Genomic DNA, 17,305 nt, shown 5'->3' with positions numbered 1-17,305 from the left:
GCAGAGGTGCAGTCGACCACCGAGCGGGGTCGCGTCCACATAGGTTGTGTGGAGTTGGAGGTTGGTGGCCGCCACCGGCGCCGCCGATGGCGAGAAGAACCCGTTGCGCACGGCCCAGCGCAAACGCTATCGCGAGCGAGACTGGGAGACGCGCGCCGCTGCAACGCCCTGTAAGCAAAAGGCGCCCCGAAAGGCGCCTCTTAATCGCTTGATTTCCGAGAGGAAACTGGAGCGGGTGAAGCGATTCGAACGCTCGACCCCAACCTTGGCAAGGTTGTGCTCTACCCCTGAGCTACACCCGCTCGCGCGGCTTTTGGACCGCAAGCCGCGCCTATATGGCTGAAGGGCGCAGCGATTGCAACAGGGAAATCGCAGGTTTTTTGGCCACACCCGGCCACGTAATAAACAAGCCTTCCGTAGCGCCGATCGTGCGCGGAATCAGCGCGTCGCCGCGCAACGGTCTTGTCTCGGCCGCGTCATTGGCCGTAAACGGCATGATCCAAACCGCGACAACAAGAAAGTCCCACAAGAAACAACATGCCGAAAACCGAAGCCGAGCTTTTCGCCTTTCTCGCCGATCTTGGAATCGAGGTCTCGACGCTGCGCCATCCGCCGCTGTTCACTGTCGCCGATTCCCAGGCGCTGCGTGGAGAAATTATCGGCGGGCACACCAAGAACCTGTTCCTCAAGGACAAGAAGGACAATTTCTTCCTGGTCAGCGTCGACGAGGAGGCGGTGGTCGATCTCAAGCAGATCCATCATGTCATCGGCGCCGCCGGGCGCGTTTCCTTCGGCAAGCCGGAGATGCTGATGGAGCTTCTCGGCGTCGTACCGGGCGCGGTGACGGTTTTCGGCGTGATCAACGATACGGCGCGGCGGGTCAAGGTCGTTCTCGACCAGGAGTTGATGCGCCATGCCGTCATCAATGCCCATCCGCTGACCAATGAGGCAACGACATCAATCGCCGCCGCCGACCTCGTCAAATTCGTCGAGGCAACCGGGCATGATGCTGTTATCTTGAAAGTCACGGGATGATCGCCACATGGGTGACGATAAACCGATTTCTGAGTGAGAATTAACGACGTTGCACCGGGCCGGTTGGCCGGCGGCGCGACCGAAAGGGCGACGAGATGAGCGACAACAATCAATTTGGCGGCCCATTTGGCAGCAATGGCGGACAGTATGCCACCACAGGGCAGTATGGCGGCACTGAGGCCACTCCCGCGAAAGTCGCGCTTGGCGAGCCGCCTGTCGCCGTCGACGTCATCAAGGACACGACGACCGCCACATTTGCCGCCGACGTCATCCAGGAATCGCGCCGCCAGCCGGTGCTGGTCGATTTCTGGGCGCCATGGTGCGGGCCCTGCAAGCAACTGACGCCGCTGCTGGAAAAGGCGGTCACGGCCGCCGGCGGCAAGGTCAAGCTGGTCAAGATGAACATCGACGACCATCCTTCGATCGCCGGCCAGCTCGGCATTCAGTCGATACCGGCAGTCATCGCCTTTAGGGATGGCCAGCCGGTCGACGGCTTCATGGGCGCCATCCCCGAGAGCCAGATCGCCGCGTTCATCCAGAAGGTCGGCGGCAAGAATAATGGTGCGCCGCAGGTGGCCGAGGCGCTTGCCGCGGCCGCGGAGGCGCGCGCCGCCGGCGATGTACAGACCGCGGCGGACATCTACGACGCCGTCCTGGAACAGGCGCCGGACACGATCGAGGCGATTGCCGGGCTTGGCGATCTGCTGTTCGAGGCCGGCGATGGCGAGGGCGCCGAAGCGGTGCTGGCGCGGGCGCCGGAAGCCAAGAAGGATGCGCCGCCACTCGCCGCCGTACGCGCCAAGATGGCGCTTGCCGCGCAGGCAGCAGCACTTGGCAATCCGGCCGAACTCCAGCGGCGCCTGGCTGAGAACCCCGGGGACCACCAGGCACGTTTCGATCTTGCGATGATCCAGAACGCCAACGGCGAGCGCATGGCCGCGGCCGACAATCTGCTGGCGATCGTCAAGGCCGATCGCTCGTGGAACGACGACGGCGCCAAGACGCAGTTGCTGCAGTTCTTCGAGGCATGGGGCATGACCGACGAGGCAACGCTGGCGGCGCGGCGCAAATTGTCGTCGCTGCTGTTTTCCTGAGCGCGCATCAAGCTGTTTTTGCCTGATGGCCTTGCGGTCGACGACGGCTGCGCCAGATTAGGAGGCCTGACCGATCCGTTCTTCGCTTCGTGACGATTACGCGTCAGGTTGCGATGGATGGGCGGGCGGGCTTGATGCGCTTCTTGAGGGAAGCGAGCGGAGGTTTGAAGTGCAGGCGGGAAACGCGCATTACCGGCTCGATACGGATTTGCCGTCGACGGTGCCGATCTTCCCGCTTGAAGGCGCATTGCTGTTACCGGGCGGCCGCATGCCGCTCAACATTTTTGAGCCGCGCTATCTCGAGATGGTGGATGAGGCGATCGCCGGATCGCGGCTGATCGGCGTCATACAGCCCAGCCTCGATGGTGCGCGGCGTGGCGATGGCGAGCCGGAACTCTGCAATGTCGGCTGCGCCGGACGTATCATCGCACTGTCCGAGAGCGGCGATGGCCGCTACCTGATTTCGCTGCAAGGTGTGTGCCGGTTCCGCATCGTGCAGGAGCTCGCGGTCAAGACGCCCTTCCGCCAGTGCCGGTTTGCGCCCTTTCTCACCGATCTCGACGAAGATCAGGCAGAGGCCGAGATCGACCGGCCGGCGCTGCTCAAGGCATTTCGCGCCTATTTGCAGGCCAACGATCTTGAAGCCGACTGGGAAAGCGTCAGCCGCGCCGAAAATGCCATGCTGGTCAATGCGCTGTCGATGATGGCTCCCTACGGGCCGGCCGAGAAACAGGCGCTGCTCGAAGCGGCGGACCTGAAGACACGCGCCGAAACGCTGATCGCCATCACCGAAATGGCGCTGGCACGCGAAAACGAGGATTTCGGGTCGAGCCTGCAATAGGGGCTCTTCCTTCTCCCCTTGTGGGAGAAGGAAGATTGGCGCGCAGCGCCAAGACGGTTGAGGGGTGCTGGACGGAGCGCCGTTGGTGCCAAGCTGGCACACCCCTCATCCGTCGCCCTTCGGCGACACCTTTTCCCACAAGGGGAGAAGGGAGAGCCGCGCGAAACCTAATGTGACCCCAGAGAAGGACAGACCGAATGGTGGACGGGCGTGATGGAAAGAAGGCCAATGTCGACCCCAAACTGCTGGAATTGCTGGCCTGCCCGCTGACCAAGGGCCCGCTTACCTGGGATCCGGAGCGAGGCGAGCTCATCTCGAGGGTCGCACGGCTTGCCTATCCGGTGCGTGACGGCATCCCGATCATGCTGCCTTCGGAGGCGCGCTCGCTCCCCTTCGAGGACGGATTGCCGCCGCGCCTGGGCGGACCGTCCTGAACGGTGTAAGGCCTATTGAAAATTGCGCCCCTTTGGCATGACCTTCTCCGCCTTTCCCGACAGCGCCGCGAGATCCCGCTGGACCGGCGCGGCTTGTGGGGCATGTGCGTCTGCAACGCCCTCTTCGCGGTTGTCATTCTCCATGCGCCCACTGGCCGAAGGCTCATTGACAGGCTGGCCGGTGCCGGCCTCCTCCAAAAGCACGGACAGCCACGGCGTCAGATCCTCGACCTTGTCGGCAACGATATGGATAACGTCCGATTCCGACTGCAGTTTGCCGGTGACACGGACCAACCGCGCCCCCATGACAATGGGCCGGTAGCGGCTGAAGGTTCTTTCCCAGAAAATGACGTTGGCCACCGCCTGCTCGTCTTCCAGCGTCAGGAAAATCGCTTTGGCGTTACCCGGCCGCTGCCGCACCAGGACAAGGCCGGCGACCGAAACCCGCTTGCCGTCCCGAACCTGGCCGAGGCGCGCATTGGGCGTGACGCCGGAACGGTCCAGCCGCTGACGCAGAAAGGCAAGCGGGTGCGCCTTCAGCGACAGGCCGAGCGAACGATAGTCGTGGATGACATGCTCGCCGAGCGGCATTGTCGGCAGCTTGGTCGCGGGCTCAAGATCGCGCAAGCGGATCGCCGGCTGGTCGAACAGCGGCAGGGTCTCGGCGGCACTCTTGCCGTCGAGCGCGCGGACCGCCCACAGGGCGACGCGGCGGTCGAGGCCGAGCGAACGGAAAGCGTCGGCTTGCGCCAGCTTCTCGATCTCATCGACGTAGAGGCCTGAGCGCAGCCAGACATCGCGAACGGATTCGTAGCCGTCGCCGCGTCTGGCGACAAACACCTCCATGCGCTCCTTCGACAGGCCCTTGACCTGGCGAAAACCCAACCGGACGGCATGATTGGTCCGGATGACACCGCGCATTTCGGCATGGCGGCCGAGGATGCGGGCCGGGTCGAAGGGTGCGTCCTCCAATGCGCAGTCCCAACCGGAAAAATTGACGTCGACCTCGCGGATTTCGACGCCATGGTCGCGCGCGTCGCGGACAAGCTGAGCCGGCTGATAAAATCCCATCGGCTGGGAATTCAGGATCGCGGCGCAGAACACGTCCGGATAAAATGTCTTGAACCAACAGGAGGCATAGACCAGCAGGGCGAAGGAGGCGGCATGGCTTTCGGGAAAGCCGTATTCGCCAAAACCCTCGATCTGCTTGAAGCAGCGCTCGGCGAAATCCTTTTCGTAACCCCGCAAAACCATGCCATCGACCATCCGCTTGCGATAATTGCCGATCGTGCCGGTGCGCTTGAAGGTGGCCATGGCGCGGCGCAGTTCATCGGCCTCGCCCGGCCTGAAGCCGCCGGCGACGATGGCGATCTTCATCGCCTGTTCCTGGAACAGCGGAACGCCCAATGTCCTGCCGAGTATTTCTTCCAGTTCCGGCTTGGGATATTCGGGCTTTTCCTTGCCCTGCCGGCGGCGCAGATAGGGGTGGACCATGTCGCCCTGGATCGGGCCTGGTCGCACGATCGCCACCTCGATGACCAGGTCATAGAATGTTTTCGGCCTGAGGCGCGGCAGCATCGACATCTGGGCGCGGGATTCGATCTGGAAGACGCCGATCGTGTCGGCGCGGCAGATCATGTCGTAGACATGTTTGTCCTCGGCAGGGAGGGTGGCCAGCACATAGGGTTGCCCATAGCCATCCCGCGCCTCAGGATAATAATCCCTAAGCAGGGTGAAGGCGCGCTGCAGGCAGGTCAGCATGCCGAGCGCCAACACGTCCACTTTAAGGATTTTCACCGCGTCGAGATCGTCCTTGTCCCACTCGACCATCTTGCGTTCGTCCATCGCCGTCTTGATGATGGGCACGATCTCGTCGAGCCGGTCCCTGGTGATGACGAAGCCACCGACATGCTGCGACAGATGACGGGGAAAGCCCATGATCTCGTTGGCGCATTCGATCACATGCCTTGTCGATTGGTCGGTCTGGTCGAGGCCGCCGGCCCTGGTCTCCTTTTCGCCGAGCTCCGAGGTCGACCAACCCCAGATCGAGCTGGACAACGCGCTCCTGACATCGTCCGACAGGCCCATCGCCTTGGCCACTTCGCGCATCGCCGAGCGGCCACGGTAGCTGACGACGGCCGCGGCAAGCGCGGTGCGCTTGGCACTGTATTTCTCGTAGATGTACTGGATGACCTCTTCGCGCTTTTCATGCTCGAAATCGACATCGATGTCGGGCGGCTCGTTTCTTTCCTCGGAAATGAAACGCTCGAAAAGCGAGTCGATCCGCTCGGGTCCCACTTCGGTGATGCCGATGCAATAGCAGACCACCGAGTTAGCCGCGGAGCCACGCCCCTGGCAGAGTATGCCCTGGCTGCGGGCGAATTTGACGATGTCGTAGACAGTCAGGAAATAGCGCGCGTAGTTCAGGCGCTCGATCAAAGCGAGCTCTTCCCGGATCCGCCTAGTCACATCGGCGGGAACGCCTGAGGGGTAGCGCATCGCGGCTCCCTCTCGAGCTAGCCTTTCCAGTTCGGCCTGTGGCCCGAGGCCCGATTCCGTCGGTTCATCGGGATAATTGTATTGGAGGTCACTGAGAGAGAAGCTCAATTCGCCGGCAAAGCGCAGCGTTTCCGCCAGTGCTTGCGGATGCCGCCGGAACAGCCGCGCCATCTCCATTGGCGGCTTCAAATGGCGCTCGGCATTGGCCGCAAGTTCCAGCCCCGCTTCGGCAACAGGTATGTTGAGGCGGATCGCCGTCAGCACATCCTGCAACCGGCGCCGTTCGGACGTATGGTAAAGAACGTCGTTGGTAGCCATCAGCGGAAGGCCTGATGCCTCAGCCATGGCAGCTGCCTGCTCGATACGGTAGCGGTCGTTGCCGCGATAATCCGGCGAAACGGCAAGCCGCAGATTCTTGCCGAAGCGGTCTTTGAGCTGGCTAACCAGCTTGAGATCATCCTCCGCCGGCGTCGACAGATCCGGCAGGATCGCAAGGGACATGAGATCGCCCCATTCAAAAAAGTCGTCGCGATAGAGAAGCGGTGCGCCCTTTTCGCTATCGTCGCGCATATTGGCTTGCGTCAGCATGCGGCACAGATGGCCCCAGCCCTTGCGGTCCTGCGGATAGGCGAGAACGTCGGGCGTGCCATCGCAAAAAACCAGGCGGCAGCCGGGATGATAGGAAAGACCTTCCACCTTGGCCTGCTGCCAAGCGCGCACGACACCGGCCACCGTGTTGCGGTCGGCAAGCCCGATCGACGAAAATCCGAGGAACTTTGCCGCGACCACCAGTTCCTCCGGTTTCGAGGCGCCGCGCAGGAACGAGAAATTCGACTGAATGCCGAATTCGGCATAGGGAACGACCGTCAGCACGTTCATGCGAAGACCCCATGCATGAACCAGCGCGGCGGGACTTGAGAGGCGCCGTAGAGACCCTGGCGGTAGAGCCAGTAACGGCGGCCGTCGCTATCCTCGATGCGGAAATAATCCCGGGTCGGCGCGTCTTCCGGCCCCGACGTCTCCCGCCACCATTCCGGGGCGATGCGTTCCGGCCCTTCGGCGCGCGCGACCCGGTACAGCGCGCGCCGCCAGCGGAAGTTCATCGGCGGTCCCTCAGGCATTTCGGTGGCCGGCACCTCGATCGGTTCGGGCGAACGGAACAGCCGGATCGGCCGTTCCGGCTGAAAGACAGGCGTGGATGAAGTGTCTTGTATCTTGTCCGGCTTCTTCGGCGGATAGACCCTTTGCGGCGCCTCCGCATAGGGAAGCGTGGCGACGGCGCGCTCCGGCAGATGACTCTCGACGGCAACCGGTTTCAAAACCGCGCTTTCGCCGAGCCGGGCGCGGATGCGGTCGGCGAAAAGGGCGATGTCGGCGCCGTCATCGTGCGTTTCGCCAGCGAGATCCGCCTGCTGCATGTCGAAGGCCGCGGCCGACAGGACCGAGAGGCGCACGAGATCGAAGCCATAGCCGGCATCGATGTCCTGTTCGAGCGCGGCAAGCCTTTCGTGAAACAATTTCTGGATCAGCAACGGCTCGCGCAAGGGCCGCGAGGTGCCGACGGTGATGCGGCTGACGGCGCCGTCGACGCGGAAAAGCAGCAGCGCCAGCCTTCGTGCGCCCTCGCCGCGGCGCTCGAGGTCCACCTTCAGCGTCGTCGCCAGCATTTTCACCAGCCGCTCTATTTCGTCGGTCAGCATGATGGGTTCTGCGAGATGGCGTTCGACCGAAAGCGGCGCGACCGGCAGGCGCGGCGACACCGCCTCGTCGAGGCGGCCGAGCGCCTGGTCGAGGCGCAAAAGCAGCGATGTGCCAAAGCGGCGGGCGAGCGGCGCGCGCGGTGCTGCCATGATGGCGCCCGCCGTGCGCAGGCCGACGCTTTCCAGGCTGGCGCGGATATCAGGCTCGATGCGCAGCGCCGCCAGCGGCAAGGGTGCGAGGAGCGCTTCCTCCTCGCCACCGGGGACGATGCGGTCACTGGCAAACCGCGCTGCCGCCCAGGCAGCACCAGGTGTGGCGGCAAGGCCGGCGCGGACATCGAAACCCTGATGGAAAAAGCGCGACAGAATGTCGTCCAGCATCGCCCGTTCGCCGCCGAAAAGGTGGGTGCAGCCGGTGACGTCGAGAAACAGGCCGTCGGCTGCGTCGATCGCCACCAGCGGAGTGTAGCGGTCGCACCAGTCGGCGAGGCTTTCGAGCAGGCGGCGGTCGGCCTCGGGATCGGCTTCCACTACGTCGATCGATGGGTGCATGGCGCGCGCGTCGGCTATGCCCATGCCGCGCTTCAGATGAAGCGTCTCAGCCCGCTCGTCGAGGGCGGCGATGCGCTGCGCGTTCCCCTGGCGATGGCTGATCACCAGGGGCAGGTGATCCGACGGCCGCGAACGCCAGGACCGCCCCAGACGCTGCCGCAGGATCCTTTCCGCGGCGAGGTGCGGAAACCACAGGGACAGGATTCGCTGCCCGTTCTTCCCCGGCCCTTCTTTCCTCGAAATTGCGTTCATCGGGGTTCCACTCCAGTGTGAATTGTCCCGGCAAGCCCGTGCGGCTCTTGCCGATGCTGACGGTGAAGGCGGGGCGGCCGATCGAGCCGGCGAGCGGCCCGGCGAGCGTCTGGCGTGGTGCCGACGGCGCAGCCGACAGGACGAGGCGGACGGATGCCGCCGTCGGTTCGGCCTCGCCGGCCTGGCGCAGCAGGAACACCGGCCGGCCGGCGCTCTGTGCCCGGGCGTGCAGCCGCCGCGTCGCGGTGAGGTCCAGCCGCTGCGGGCTGCCGCGGATTTCGAGGATGACGGCGGCGAGCGCCGTCATCCGGGCGGCTTCCTCGGCGACCCACAGCCCATCGAGGAGCCTTGGCGCCTCGGAAAACAGCAATTGCTCCGGCTCGATCCCGAAAAGGCCATGAAGCCCTCTGGCATAGGGGAAGCCGGCCTCGCGGAAGACCTCCGCGGTGCCGATCCACAGGACCGGCAGTCGCGGCGGCTCCTGTTTGAGGATCAGGCTGACGAGCGACAGGGCGAAACCGGCGACGACCCCGGCATCACGTGTCGCGGCGCCATGGATCTCGCTCAGCGCCGCCTTCGGCAGGCCGCCGCTGAGCGCAGTATCGAGACCCTCGGCGCCGGTGCGCAGAAACGCATCGGGCGGCGCCACGGCGAGGCCGCGGCGGACGATTGTTAGATCCCGGGGCGTGACATCCGCATCAACGGGAGCTGCGCCGGCCGGCGCCTCCAGGCGCTCGGGCAGCGTTCCCTCGATCTTCGCGATCTGTCGGCGCAGGGCAAAAACAGTCTCCCGCGCCACGGCGCTTGTCGCCATGACGGTCAGCTTCCACTCACAATTGTTCCTGTTATGTTCTTTAGGATTCCAGAGGGCGCCCGAAGAGTCAAGCGGAGTCATGGGGAATTTATTCCTGCCCGCGTCGGGACGGCAAACCGGCCATTTGCCGAGTCCGGCTCGAAAGCCTATATGCCGGGATCAGAAGGACAAAGCATGGCCCGCATCTACAAGACCCGTACCTGGCACGACGAGCTTTCGCCGTCGATGGAGGAAATGGAGTTCCTGGCCTTAGAGGCTTACGCCCATCTGCCGGAGGAATTTCGCAAGCTGACCGGCGAGATTATAATCCAGATCGCCGAATTTCCGACCGACGAGATCATGGACGATCTGTCGCTGGAAACGCCTTTCGACCTGCTCGGCCTGTTTGAGGGGCGCGGCATCGCCGAGCGCTGGAATCCGCAGACCGGCGAGGGGCCGAACCGCGTCACGCTCTACCGCCGCGCCATCCTCGACTACTGGGCCGAGAACGAGGAGACGCTTGGCGATATCGTCACTCATGTGCTGATCCACGAGATCGGCCACCATTTCGGCCTGTCGGACGACGATATGGAGCGGATCGAAGAGGCAGCGGAGTAAAGGGCCCCACGCTTCGTCATCCCAGGCGGAGCAGGAGCGAAGCGACGTCGCGGAGACCCTGGGATCCATGCCGTGACGGTGGTGCAGTGCTCCGGCGGTGCAGAACCGAACGCTCACCATCCCGTTCTGCGGTAACGGGCAAACAGGCGGCCATCCCGATCGGTCGTTATGATCGCACTAATCCTGATCCGCCGTGCTCTTCGGCAAAGGTAACGGCATGGATCCTAGGTCTGCGCTCCGCTTCGCGTTCGCTCCGCCCTAGGATGACGAAGGATGAGCGCTTCAACGACGTGTTTCACCAATCGCTGAGCTTGGTGCTGGGCCCGTATTCCTGGCCCGCGACATCCTTCACCACGGCCTGGCCGCAGCGCATGCTCTTGGTCTGCTTGTCGTAGGAATAGGTCGGCGAACCGAACAGGTGCCAGCCCTTGTTCAGCGCCGCTGTCACCTTGTGGCAGAAGCTGGAATCGTCCGGAGCGGACAGAAAGCGGTAGAGTTTCATTTTCATTCCTGTAGGTGGGTTGCCAATCATGCCCCGATGGCGGCCGCCTTCGCCAGCAGTTTTTCGGCCTGCGCCAGATGCAGCCGCTCGACCATTTTTCCATTCAGTGCGATGACGCCCTTGCCGGCATTTTCGGCAAGCGCGAAGGCAGCTTTCACCAAGCGCGCCTCGGCCACGGCTTCGGCAGATGGCGCGAAGGCCCGGTTCGCGGCATCGATCTGGGCCGGGTGGATCAGCGACTTGCCGTCAAACCCCATGGCGGCGGCTTCCGTGCATTCGCGCGCAAACGCGTCCAGATCGCGAAAATCATTGAAGACCCCATCGAGCAGGTCGAGGCCACCGGCGCGCGCGGCGAGCACCATCTGCATCAGCCACGGTGTGAGATAGCGCCGGTCGGGCGTGGCGCGAATGCCGGTGTCCTTGACCAGGTCGTTCGTTCCGGCAACGAAACAGACCAGCCGCGAGGCCGGATCCCGGCCAAGCTCGGCAATCGGTCCGATGTTGAGCAGAGCCTTGGGCGTTTCGATCATCGCCCATAGTTTCACCGCGTCGGGTGCGAAATTGTCGTCGAGGACGTCGCCGGCCTCAAGGACGTCGCGCGGCGTGTCGACCTTGGGCAGCAGGATGGCGTCGGGCTCGCAGCGTAACGCGGACAGCAAATCGTCGGCGCCCCATTTGCTGGAGAGCGGGTTGATGCGCACGACCATCTCGCAGCGCCGGCCGGGGCGATTGGCGAAGATGCCGGCCAGTTTTTCGCGCGCAGAAACCTTATCGGCCGGGGCTACCGCATCTTCGAGATCGATGATGACGGCGTCGCAGGCCAGCGGTGAGATCTTGGCCAGCGCCTTGTCGTTCGAGGCAGGGACGTAGAGCACCGAGCGGCGCGGGCGGTAGGTTTCGGTCGTCATGTCCGATCTATGCCGTCTGCGGCCGGTCGAGGCAAGCCGTCTTCGCCTGCACGAAAACTGCATAAAACTCCCGAAAATCTCCTCGGACCCGCCCTGCCGCCTGCATTTCGGCCGGCGAAAAGGCAGTATGCAAGAGCGAGAAAAACCCCGTTGGTCCCTGCCTTACCGCCTCCGCAATGACGGCTGGTGGCTTGTCGATCCACTCCGGACGCACCGTTCGGCGACCCTACTCCCCTTCATCCGCAAATCTCCGCCCCGGTATGCCGGTCGGATCAAAGCCGCTGAGAAAGTCCGATCGTGACATCGTTGCTTAAGGCCGCGCCGAGCTATCGCGCGCGATTCGGCGTTGCCGTCCTGCTTGCCGCGCTGGCCGATTTCTTCTTCTACGGGCAGCCCGTCGGCATCACGCTTTTCCTGTTCAGCATTACGCTTGCCGCCGTCGCGGCCATCCAGCCTTCGGCACTCGACGCCCGCGGCCTGTGGCTCGGGCTCGCCGCCCTGCTTGTCGGGCTGCTGCCGCTCCTTGAAAATGTCAGTGCGCTGTCCGTCGCGATCGGGCTGGCGGCGATGGTCGTCTTCACGCTTTGGCTGGTCGGCCGGCTGCGGCGTGGGCTTGCCCGCATTGCCGGCCAGGTCGCGCTCTTCCTGCTCGCGGCACCATTCCGGTTCGTCCACGATTTCTTCCGCTGGCGCAAGGCGGCGCGGCGGCTTGGCCAGCGGCGTATCCGCGTTGCGGCGATCGGCGTCTGGATCATGCCGCTGACCCTGGGCGCAGTGTTTCTCGCGCTGTTCGGCGCCGCCAATCCGGTTATTGAATACTGGCTGTCGCTGATCGATCTCGACGCACTGCTCGACCTCATCCAGCTGCCGCGGCTGGCGTTCTGGCTGGTCGTGCTTGCCGGCGTCTGGGTCTTTCTGCGCCCGCGCCTGCCGCGCTTTTTCCGCCGCATTGCACATCTCGAGTTGCCTATCCCCCTCGGGGTGACGACGACAAAATCCGCCAAGGCGATCGAGGACATCGTCTTCGGCAAGGCCGCCATTCTTCGCGCCTTGGTCGTCTTCAACATCCTGTTCGCGGTGCAGACCGCACTCGACGCCACCTATCTGTGGGGCGGCATCGCGCTGCCCGACGGGCTGACCTATGCCGCCTACGCGTATCGCGGCGCCTATCCCCTGATCGTCACGGCGCTGCTCGCCGCCGGTTTCGTCCTGGCGGCGTTGCGGCCGGGAAGCGCTACCTCCGGCGATCCGCTCATCCGTCGGCTGGTCTATGTCTGGGTGGCGCAGAACATCGTTCTGGTCATCTCGTCGATCCTGCGGCTCGACCTCTATATCGGCGTCTATGCGCTGACCTACTGGCGCGTCGCCGCCTTCGTCTGGATGGGGCTGGTGGCGGCGGGCCTTGCTCTGATCATCGCCCGCATCGCGCTCGAAAAATCCAATGAATGGCTACTTTCCGCCAATCTTCTGACGCTTTCGGTGACGCTCTATGCCTGCTCCTTCATCAACTTCGCGGCGCTGATCGCCAACTACAATGTCGAGCACTCCTTTGAAATGACCGGCCGAGGCACTAAGCTCGACTTCTGGTACCTGCGTTCGCTCGGTCCCAGCGCCTGGCCGGCGCTTGATCGCTTCCTCGAGCATCAGGGCAGGACGAGTGCGGCCAGCATTCCCTCCCACCGCGAACTCGTCCGTTTGCTTGGGCAGGACGAGATCCGCTACCGCGCCGGCCAAGAAAACTGGCGCGCCTGGAGCTTTCGCGACTGGCGGCTCCTTCGCACTCTCGACACATATATCCCGTTCGTGGTTCCTCAGGGCTCCGAACACTTCGTGCCGGGCCGCTGATCCATGCCGCATCACATCCTGGTCGCCGACGATGATCCGCATATCCGCGAAATCATCTGCTTTGCGCTCGAAAAGGCGGGGATGAAGACGGTTGCAGTATCAGACGGCGCAGCCGCCTTGCAGGCAATCGAGCGCCGCGCGCCCGATCTTGTCGTGCTCGACATCGGCATGCCGGAGATGGATGGGCTGGAGGTCTGCCGGCGGCTGCGGCACACATCCGATGTGCCGGTGCTGTTCCTGTCCGCGCGTGATGAAGAAATCGACCGCATCCTCGGGCTCGAAATGGGTGGCGACGACTATGTCACCAAACCTTTCAGCCCGCGCGAACTGGTCGCCCGCGTCAATGTCATCCTGCGGCGCGCCCGCCCGGCAAAGGCGGAACAGACCGACGACCGGCAATTCTCGCACGGCAGACTGGCTTTGCTGCCGGCCAGCCACGCGGCCAGCTTCGACGGCAGGCCGCTGGTGCTGACGTCGATCGAATTCGCGATCCTGAAAGGGTTTCTGGCGCGCCCAGCACATGTGCTCGGCCGCGACATGGTGATGGCCAATGCCTATGCCGCCAACATCCATGTCGCCGACCGCACTGTCGACAGCCATATCCGCAACATCCGCGCCAAGCTGGCGGCGGCCGGCTGCACGGACGCAATCGAGACCGTGCACGGCGTCGGCTTCCGGCTGGGCCGGTGCGGCGCGTGAGCACCCAAAAATGATTGGCAGCAAATGGCGGCCCCGCCTCGCCACCGTCGTTGTTGCCATCCTGATCATGGTGATGGCGCTGCCGCTGGTTGGCCTGTTCTTCTTCCGGCTCTACGAAAACCAGCTGATCCGCCAGACCGAGGCAGAACTGATCGCGCAAGGTGCGGCCCTTGCCGCCATCTATGCGCAAGAGGTCCGCGACGCCGGCATCGCCATCGAAAAGCTCGGCGCAGCCGTGCCTGCCGAGAGAGACAACCCGGACTCTCCCTACCGGCCGATCGAGCCAAGCCTCGATCTTGCCTCCGACAGGGTTCTACCGACCCGACCTGCGGCGACGGCCGCCACCGTCGATCCAGCCTTCGCGGCGATCGGCGCGCGGCTGTCGGGCATTCTTGCCGAGACGCAGAAAACCACGCTTGCCGGCTTTCGGCTGCTCGACCCCAAAGGCGTCGTCATCGCCGGGCGCGAGGAGATCGGCCTGTCGCTCGGCGCTGTTGCAGAGGTTCGCGCAGCACTTGCCGGCCGCTACGCCAGCGCGCTCCGGCAGAGGATCTCCGACGAGCCGCCACCATCGCTTTATTCGGTCAGCCGCGGCACGAGAGTCCGCGTCTTCGTCGCCATGCCGGTCGCGGTCGACGGCAGGGTCGCCGGCGTGGTCTATCTGTCGCGAACGCCGAACAACATCGTCAAGCACCTCTATGGTGAGCGCGGCAAAGTGGGGCTGGCGGCGATCGCCATCCTCGGCGGCACGCTGCTTATCGGCCTGGTCTTCCTGCGCACCGTCAGCCGGCCGATCTACGCGCTGATGGAGCGGACAAAGCGCATCGCCGCCGGCGATCGCGAAGCGATCAGGCCGCTTGATCATCACGGCACGCGCGAGATGGCGGCGCTTTCCGACGCCTTCCTCGACATGGCCGAAAAGCTGCATGCGCGCTCGGACAGCATCCAGACCTTCGCCACGCATGTCTCGCACGAGCTCAAATCGCCGCTGACGGCGATCCAGGGGGCGGCCGAACTGCTGCGCGATTCGGGTAGCGCAATGGACGAGGCCGAGCGGCGGCGGTTTTCGAACAATATCGTCACCGACGCTGGGCGGCTTAATCTGCTCGTGCGCCGTCTGCTCGACCTGGCACGCGCCGAAAATCTCGCGCCAAGCGGCGAAAGCACATCGCTCAGTGCTGCACTGGCGCTGCTGCCGGCCGAGGCCAGGCTGGCGGTCCGTGTCGAGGGAGGCGGCGATATCCGCCTGCGCATGTCGGCCGAGAACGCGGCCATCGTGCTCGCCAATCTCATCGACAATTCGGCGCGCCATGGCGCAACGCTCGTTTCGATCGCGGGGGCGGGCGCGGACGCCAAGGCGACGATCCTTGTGAGCGACGACGGCGCCGGCATTTCGCCCAGCAATCGGGGGCGGATATTCGAGCCGTTCTTCACCACGCGCCGCGATGCAGGCGGCACCGGCATGGGCCTTGGCATCGTGCTGGCCCTCCTGAAAGCGCATGATGGCACGATCCGCCTGGTTGACTCCGAGCGCGGCACGCGCTTCGAGATCATCTTGCCGGCTGTATGAATTGGAGCCTGATTCCGAAAACCGGCTTTTGGGATCATGCTCTAGAACTGGAGACGCAAAAAAGTGCGCTACGACGTCGTCATCATCGGCGGAGCCATCGTCGGCTCCTCGATCGCCTATTATCTGCGCGAGGAAGGCTTTTTGGGCTCGATCGCGCTGGTCGAGCGCGACCCGCAATTCGCCCATGCGGCAACGACGCTGTCCTGTGCTTCCATTCGCCAGCAGTTTTCAATTCCCGAGAACATCCGCCTGTCGCAGTTCACGCTGAAACTGTTCCGGCGGCTGACGGAAGAGTTTGGAGCCGACGCCGATATCGGCTTTCGCGAAGGCGGTTATCTCATCCTCGCCGGCGAGAACGGACTGCCGATCCTCAAGGCGAACCACGAGGCGCAGATCGCCGAAGGCGCCGACATTGTCCTTGAGGATGCGGATGCGTTGGTGCGTCGCTTCCCATGGCTATCGGCCGAAGGCATCACCGCGGGCGCCTATGGCCGCAGCGGCGAGGGCTGGTTCGACGCGCATGCGATGCTGATGCTGTTCCGCAAGGCGCTGCGCGAGAAAAACATCGATTTCGTCACCGCCGATGCGACCGGCATCGAGCGGCAGGGCGACCGCGTCACCAGCGTCAACCTCGACAATGGCCAGCGGCTCGAGGCCGGCATCGTCGTCAACGCCGCCGGGCCGAATGCCGGCAAGGTTTCCGCAATGGCCGGACTGGTGCTGCCGGTGGAACCGCGCAAGCGCAATGTCTTCATCTTCGAGGCGCGCGAGAAATATGCCGACATGCCGCTGCTGGTCGATCCGAGCGGCATTTACGTCAGGCCGGAAGGTTCGGTCTACATCACCGGCGGCGCCGAGCCGGAAGAGGGCGACGGCCCCGCCGATCCCGCTGATTTCGAGCCCGACTGGCCGCTGTTCGAAGAGGTGATCTGGCCAGTGCTGGCGACCCGCATTCCCGCCTTCGAAGCGATCAAGCCGACGCGCGCCTGGGCCGGCCATTACGACTACAACACGCTCGACCAGAACGCGGTGATCGGCCCGCATCCGCAGGTCAGGAATTTCCTATTCGCCAACGGTTTTTCCGGCCACGGCCTGCAGCAGGCGCCGGCGGTCGGCAAGGCGCTGGCCGAGTTGATCGTGCATGGCGGCTACCGCACGGTGGATTGCGCGGCGTTTGGGTACACCCGTGTCGCTGAAGGCCGGGCGTTTCGCGAGCTGAACGTGATCTGAGGCGCCATCGCGTCTACGGCAAGGGCGTTGCCGAGCGCATGGCCCTTAACCGTGTTGTCGAAAATACACCAGGCCTCAGCGCCCGCCGCGCTCGCCGCATCCAGCCGCTGCCTAATCGCGATCAGGCTGTCAGTGTCATATTCCGAGTAATAAATACGCGGCGCGCCATGCAGGCGGAAATAGACGAGGCCCGGCCAGCCGGATGGCGTGGCTGCAGCGGGAACGCGAGCCGGATCGGCTGCCACACGCGCTACACGGAAACCGGTCAGAAGCGCATCGGCGTCCTGTTCGAACCAGCTCGCATGACGAGGTTCGCAAGCTATTTTCGAGCCGGTTTGCTTTCGCAACAAACCGAAGAACTCCTCGGTGACACGCGGCTCGAAGGACAGGCTGGGTGGCAACTGCACTAGCAGCACAGCGAGCTTCCGGCCTAGGCCTCCGGCCTGCCCGAGGAATGCCTCGATCAGGTCTTCGCAGTCGGCAAGCCGATGCTCGTGTGTCACGGTCCTGGGGACCTTCACGCAGAAGCGGAAATCTTCCGGGACCGAATGCGTCCAACGCTCATAGGTCTGACGGCGGTGCGGCTTATAAAAGGATGAATTGATTTCGACGCCGGCAAGACGGCCGGAGTAACGCTCGAGATGCGCCCCGGATCCCGGGAAAAGATCCTTGTAGCGCGACGGGATGCCCCAACCGGCCGTGCCCACGAAGCATCGATGCTTTTCCATGCTGG

At 64.1% G+C, this 17,305-nt stretch carries 16 protein-coding genes and 1 tRNA gene; 9 read left to right on the top strand and 8 right to left on the bottom strand.

The features are described from left to right. Window positions 1-227 precede the first annotated feature (227 nt). A tRNA-Gly gene (locus tag EOA78_RS09015) sits at window positions 228-302 on the bottom strand. 29 nt (window positions 303-331) lie between these two features. Next, window positions 332-529, bottom strand: coding sequence for a hypothetical protein (locus EOA78_RS09010; RefSeq protein WP_127314847.1), 198 nt, complete (start codon window positions 527-529; stop codon window positions 332-334). Between the two features lie 8 nt (window positions 530-537). Here EOA78_RS09010 and EOA78_RS09005 point away from each other — a divergent pair, with 8 nt between their 5' ends. From EOA78_RS09005 to EOA78_RS08990, 4 genes are all read left to right on the top strand, one after another. Then, the gene (locus EOA78_RS09005) at window positions 538-1,035 is read left to right on the top strand and encodes a prolyl-tRNA synthetase associated domain-containing protein (RefSeq protein WP_127314846.1); all 498 of its coding nucleotides are present in this window, start codon (window positions 538-540) and stop codon (window positions 1,033-1,035) included. A gap of 95 nt (window positions 1,036-1,130) precedes the next feature. Next, the gene (gene trxA, locus EOA78_RS09000; RefSeq protein WP_127314845.1) at window positions 1,131-2,129 is read left to right on the top strand and encodes a thioredoxin; all 999 of its coding nucleotides are present in this window, start codon (window positions 1,131-1,133) and stop codon (window positions 2,127-2,129) included. A 169-nt stretch (window positions 2,130-2,298) separates the two neighbouring features. Next, complete coding sequence (locus EOA78_RS08995) at window positions 2,299-2,970, top strand: LON peptidase substrate-binding domain-containing protein (protein ID WP_029349515.1); 672 nt, start codon at window positions 2,299-2,301, stop codon at window positions 2,968-2,970. Between the two features lie 197 nt (window positions 2,971-3,167). Beyond that, a complete protein-coding gene (locus EOA78_RS08990) occupies window positions 3,168-3,404 on the top strand; it encodes a Trm112 family protein (RefSeq protein ID WP_095520024.1) in 237 nt (78 codons plus the stop codon). Window positions 3,405-3,416: 12 nt separating this feature from the next. On the opposite strand, the gene EOA78_RS08985 is transcribed toward EOA78_RS08990, so the two are convergent. From EOA78_RS08985 to EOA78_RS36960, 3 genes are read right to left on the bottom strand one after another with little or no spacing between them, the layout of a single operon-like run. Then, on the bottom strand, window positions 3,417-6,782 hold the full coding sequence (locus EOA78_RS08985) for an error-prone DNA polymerase (RefSeq protein ID WP_127314844.1): 3,366 nt from the start codon (window positions 6,780-6,782) through the stop codon (window positions 3,417-3,419). After that, complete coding sequence (locus tag EOA78_RS08980) at window positions 6,779-8,260, bottom strand: DUF6504 family protein (protein ID WP_127314842.1); 1,482 nt, start codon at window positions 8,258-8,260, stop codon at window positions 6,779-6,781. Before EOA78_RS08980 ends, EOA78_RS08985 begins: the two co-directional genes overlap by 4 nt. Further along, window positions 8,202-9,221 (bottom strand): hypothetical protein, encoded by a 1,020-nt coding sequence (locus EOA78_RS36960; RefSeq protein WP_127314840.1) that lies wholly within the window; start codon window positions 9,219-9,221, stop codon window positions 8,202-8,204. Before EOA78_RS36960 ends, EOA78_RS08980 begins: the two co-directional genes overlap by 59 nt. A gap of 174 nt (window positions 9,222-9,395) precedes the next feature. Between EOA78_RS36960 and EOA78_RS08970 the strand changes: the two genes are divergently transcribed. After that, window positions 9,396-9,818 (top strand): metallopeptidase family protein, encoded by a 423-nt coding sequence (locus tag EOA78_RS08970; protein ID WP_127314839.1) that lies wholly within the window; start codon window positions 9,396-9,398, stop codon window positions 9,816-9,818. Window positions 9,819-10,113: 295 nt separating this feature from the next. Here the strand turns inward: EOA78_RS08970 and EOA78_RS08965 are convergent, their stop codons facing one another. After that, window positions 10,114-10,320, bottom strand: a complete 207-nt coding sequence (locus EOA78_RS08965) for a DUF1737 domain-containing protein (protein ID WP_127314838.1) — start codon at window positions 10,318-10,320, stop codon at window positions 10,114-10,116. A 26-nt stretch (window positions 10,321-10,346) separates the two neighbouring features. Continuing rightward, window positions 10,347-11,228 carry a CoA ester lyase gene (locus EOA78_RS08960; protein ID WP_164783681.1) on the bottom strand — a complete coding sequence of 294 codons (882 nt, stop codon included), beginning with the start codon at window positions 11,226-11,228 and terminating at the stop codon, window positions 10,347-10,349. Window positions 11,229-11,525: 297 nt separating this feature from the next. Between EOA78_RS08960 and EOA78_RS08955 the strand changes: the two genes are divergently transcribed. The 4 genes from EOA78_RS08955 to EOA78_RS08940 all read left to right on the top strand — a co-directional run bounded on the left by EOA78_RS08955 (window position 11,526) and on the right by EOA78_RS08940 (window position 16,572). After that, window positions 11,526-13,073, top strand: a complete 1,548-nt coding sequence (locus tag EOA78_RS08955; protein WP_127314834.1) for a DUF4173 domain-containing protein — start codon at window positions 11,526-11,528, stop codon at window positions 13,071-13,073. 3 nt (window positions 13,074-13,076) lie between these two features. Next, window positions 13,077-13,772 carry a response regulator transcription factor gene (locus tag EOA78_RS08950; protein WP_127314833.1) on the top strand — a complete coding sequence of 232 codons (696 nt, stop codon included), beginning with the start codon at window positions 13,077-13,079 and terminating at the stop codon, window positions 13,770-13,772. Between the two features lie 10 nt (window positions 13,773-13,782). After that, on the top strand, window positions 13,783-15,342 hold the full coding sequence (locus EOA78_RS08945) for an ATP-binding protein (protein WP_127314831.1): 1,560 nt from the start codon (window positions 13,783-13,785) through the stop codon (window positions 15,340-15,342). Between the two features lie 63 nt (window positions 15,343-15,405). After that, window positions 15,406-16,572 (top strand): FAD-binding oxidoreductase, encoded by a 1,167-nt coding sequence (locus EOA78_RS08940; protein WP_127314830.1) that lies wholly within the window; start codon window positions 15,406-15,408, stop codon window positions 16,570-16,572. Here EOA78_RS08940 and EOA78_RS08935 read toward each other — a convergent pair. After that, on the bottom strand, window positions 16,491-17,300 hold the full coding sequence (locus tag EOA78_RS08935; protein ID WP_127314828.1) for a DUF72 domain-containing protein: 810 nt from the start codon (window positions 17,298-17,300) through the stop codon (window positions 16,491-16,493). The genes EOA78_RS08940 and EOA78_RS08935 overlap by 82 nt on opposite strands. Window positions 17,301-17,305: the final 5 nt, after the last annotated feature.

Source organism: Mesorhizobium sp. M5C.F.Cr.IN.023.01.1.1, assembly GCF_003997585.1.
Taxonomy (GTDB): Bacteria; Pseudomonadota; Alphaproteobacteria; order Rhizobiales; family Rhizobiaceae; genus Mesorhizobium; species Mesorhizobium wenxiniae.
The sequence above is the reverse complement of the archived record's forward strand: the minus strand, read 5'-3'. Positions and strand labels throughout refer to the sequence as shown.

Excerpts from the sequence above, each read along its gene's own strand:
- EOA78_RS09005 (WP_127314846.1), top strand. The coding sequence starts at position 538 with ATGCCGAAAACCGAAGCCGAGCTTTTCGCCTTTCTCGCCGATCTTGGA.
- trxA (WP_127314845.1), top strand. The coding sequence starts at position 1,131 with ATGAGCGACAACAATCAATTTGGCGGCCCATTTGGCAGCAATGGCGGA.
- EOA78_RS08990 (WP_095520024.1), top strand. The coding sequence starts at position 3,168 with ATGGTGGACGGGCGTGATGGAAAGAAGGCCAATGTCGACCCCAAACTG.
- EOA78_RS08985 (WP_127314844.1), bottom strand. The coding sequence starts at position 6,782 with ATGAACGTGCTGACGGTCGTTCCCTATGCCGAATTCGGCATTCAGTCG.
- EOA78_RS36960 (WP_127314840.1), bottom strand. The coding sequence starts at position 9,221 with ATGGCGACAAGCGCCGTGGCGCGGGAGACTGTTTTTGCCCTGCGCCGA.
- EOA78_RS08970 (WP_127314839.1), top strand. The coding sequence starts at position 9,396 with ATGGCCCGCATCTACAAGACCCGTACCTGGCACGACGAGCTTTCGCCG.
- EOA78_RS08965 (WP_127314838.1), bottom strand. The coding sequence starts at position 10,320 with ATGAAACTCTACCGCTTTCTGTCCGCTCCGGACGATTCCAGCTTCTGC.
- EOA78_RS08960 (WP_164783681.1), bottom strand. The coding sequence starts at position 11,228 with ATGACGACCGAAACCTACCGCCCGCGCCGCTCGGTGCTCTACGTCCCT.
- EOA78_RS08950 (WP_127314833.1), top strand. The coding sequence starts at position 13,077 with ATGCCGCATCACATCCTGGTCGCCGACGATGATCCGCATATCCGCGAA.
- EOA78_RS08945 (WP_127314831.1), top strand. The coding sequence starts at position 13,783 with ATGATTGGCAGCAAATGGCGGCCCCGCCTCGCCACCGTCGTTGTTGCC.
- EOA78_RS08935 (WP_127314828.1), bottom strand. The coding sequence starts at position 17,300 with ATGGAAAAGCATCGATGCTTCGTGGGCACGGCCGGTTGGGGCATCCCG.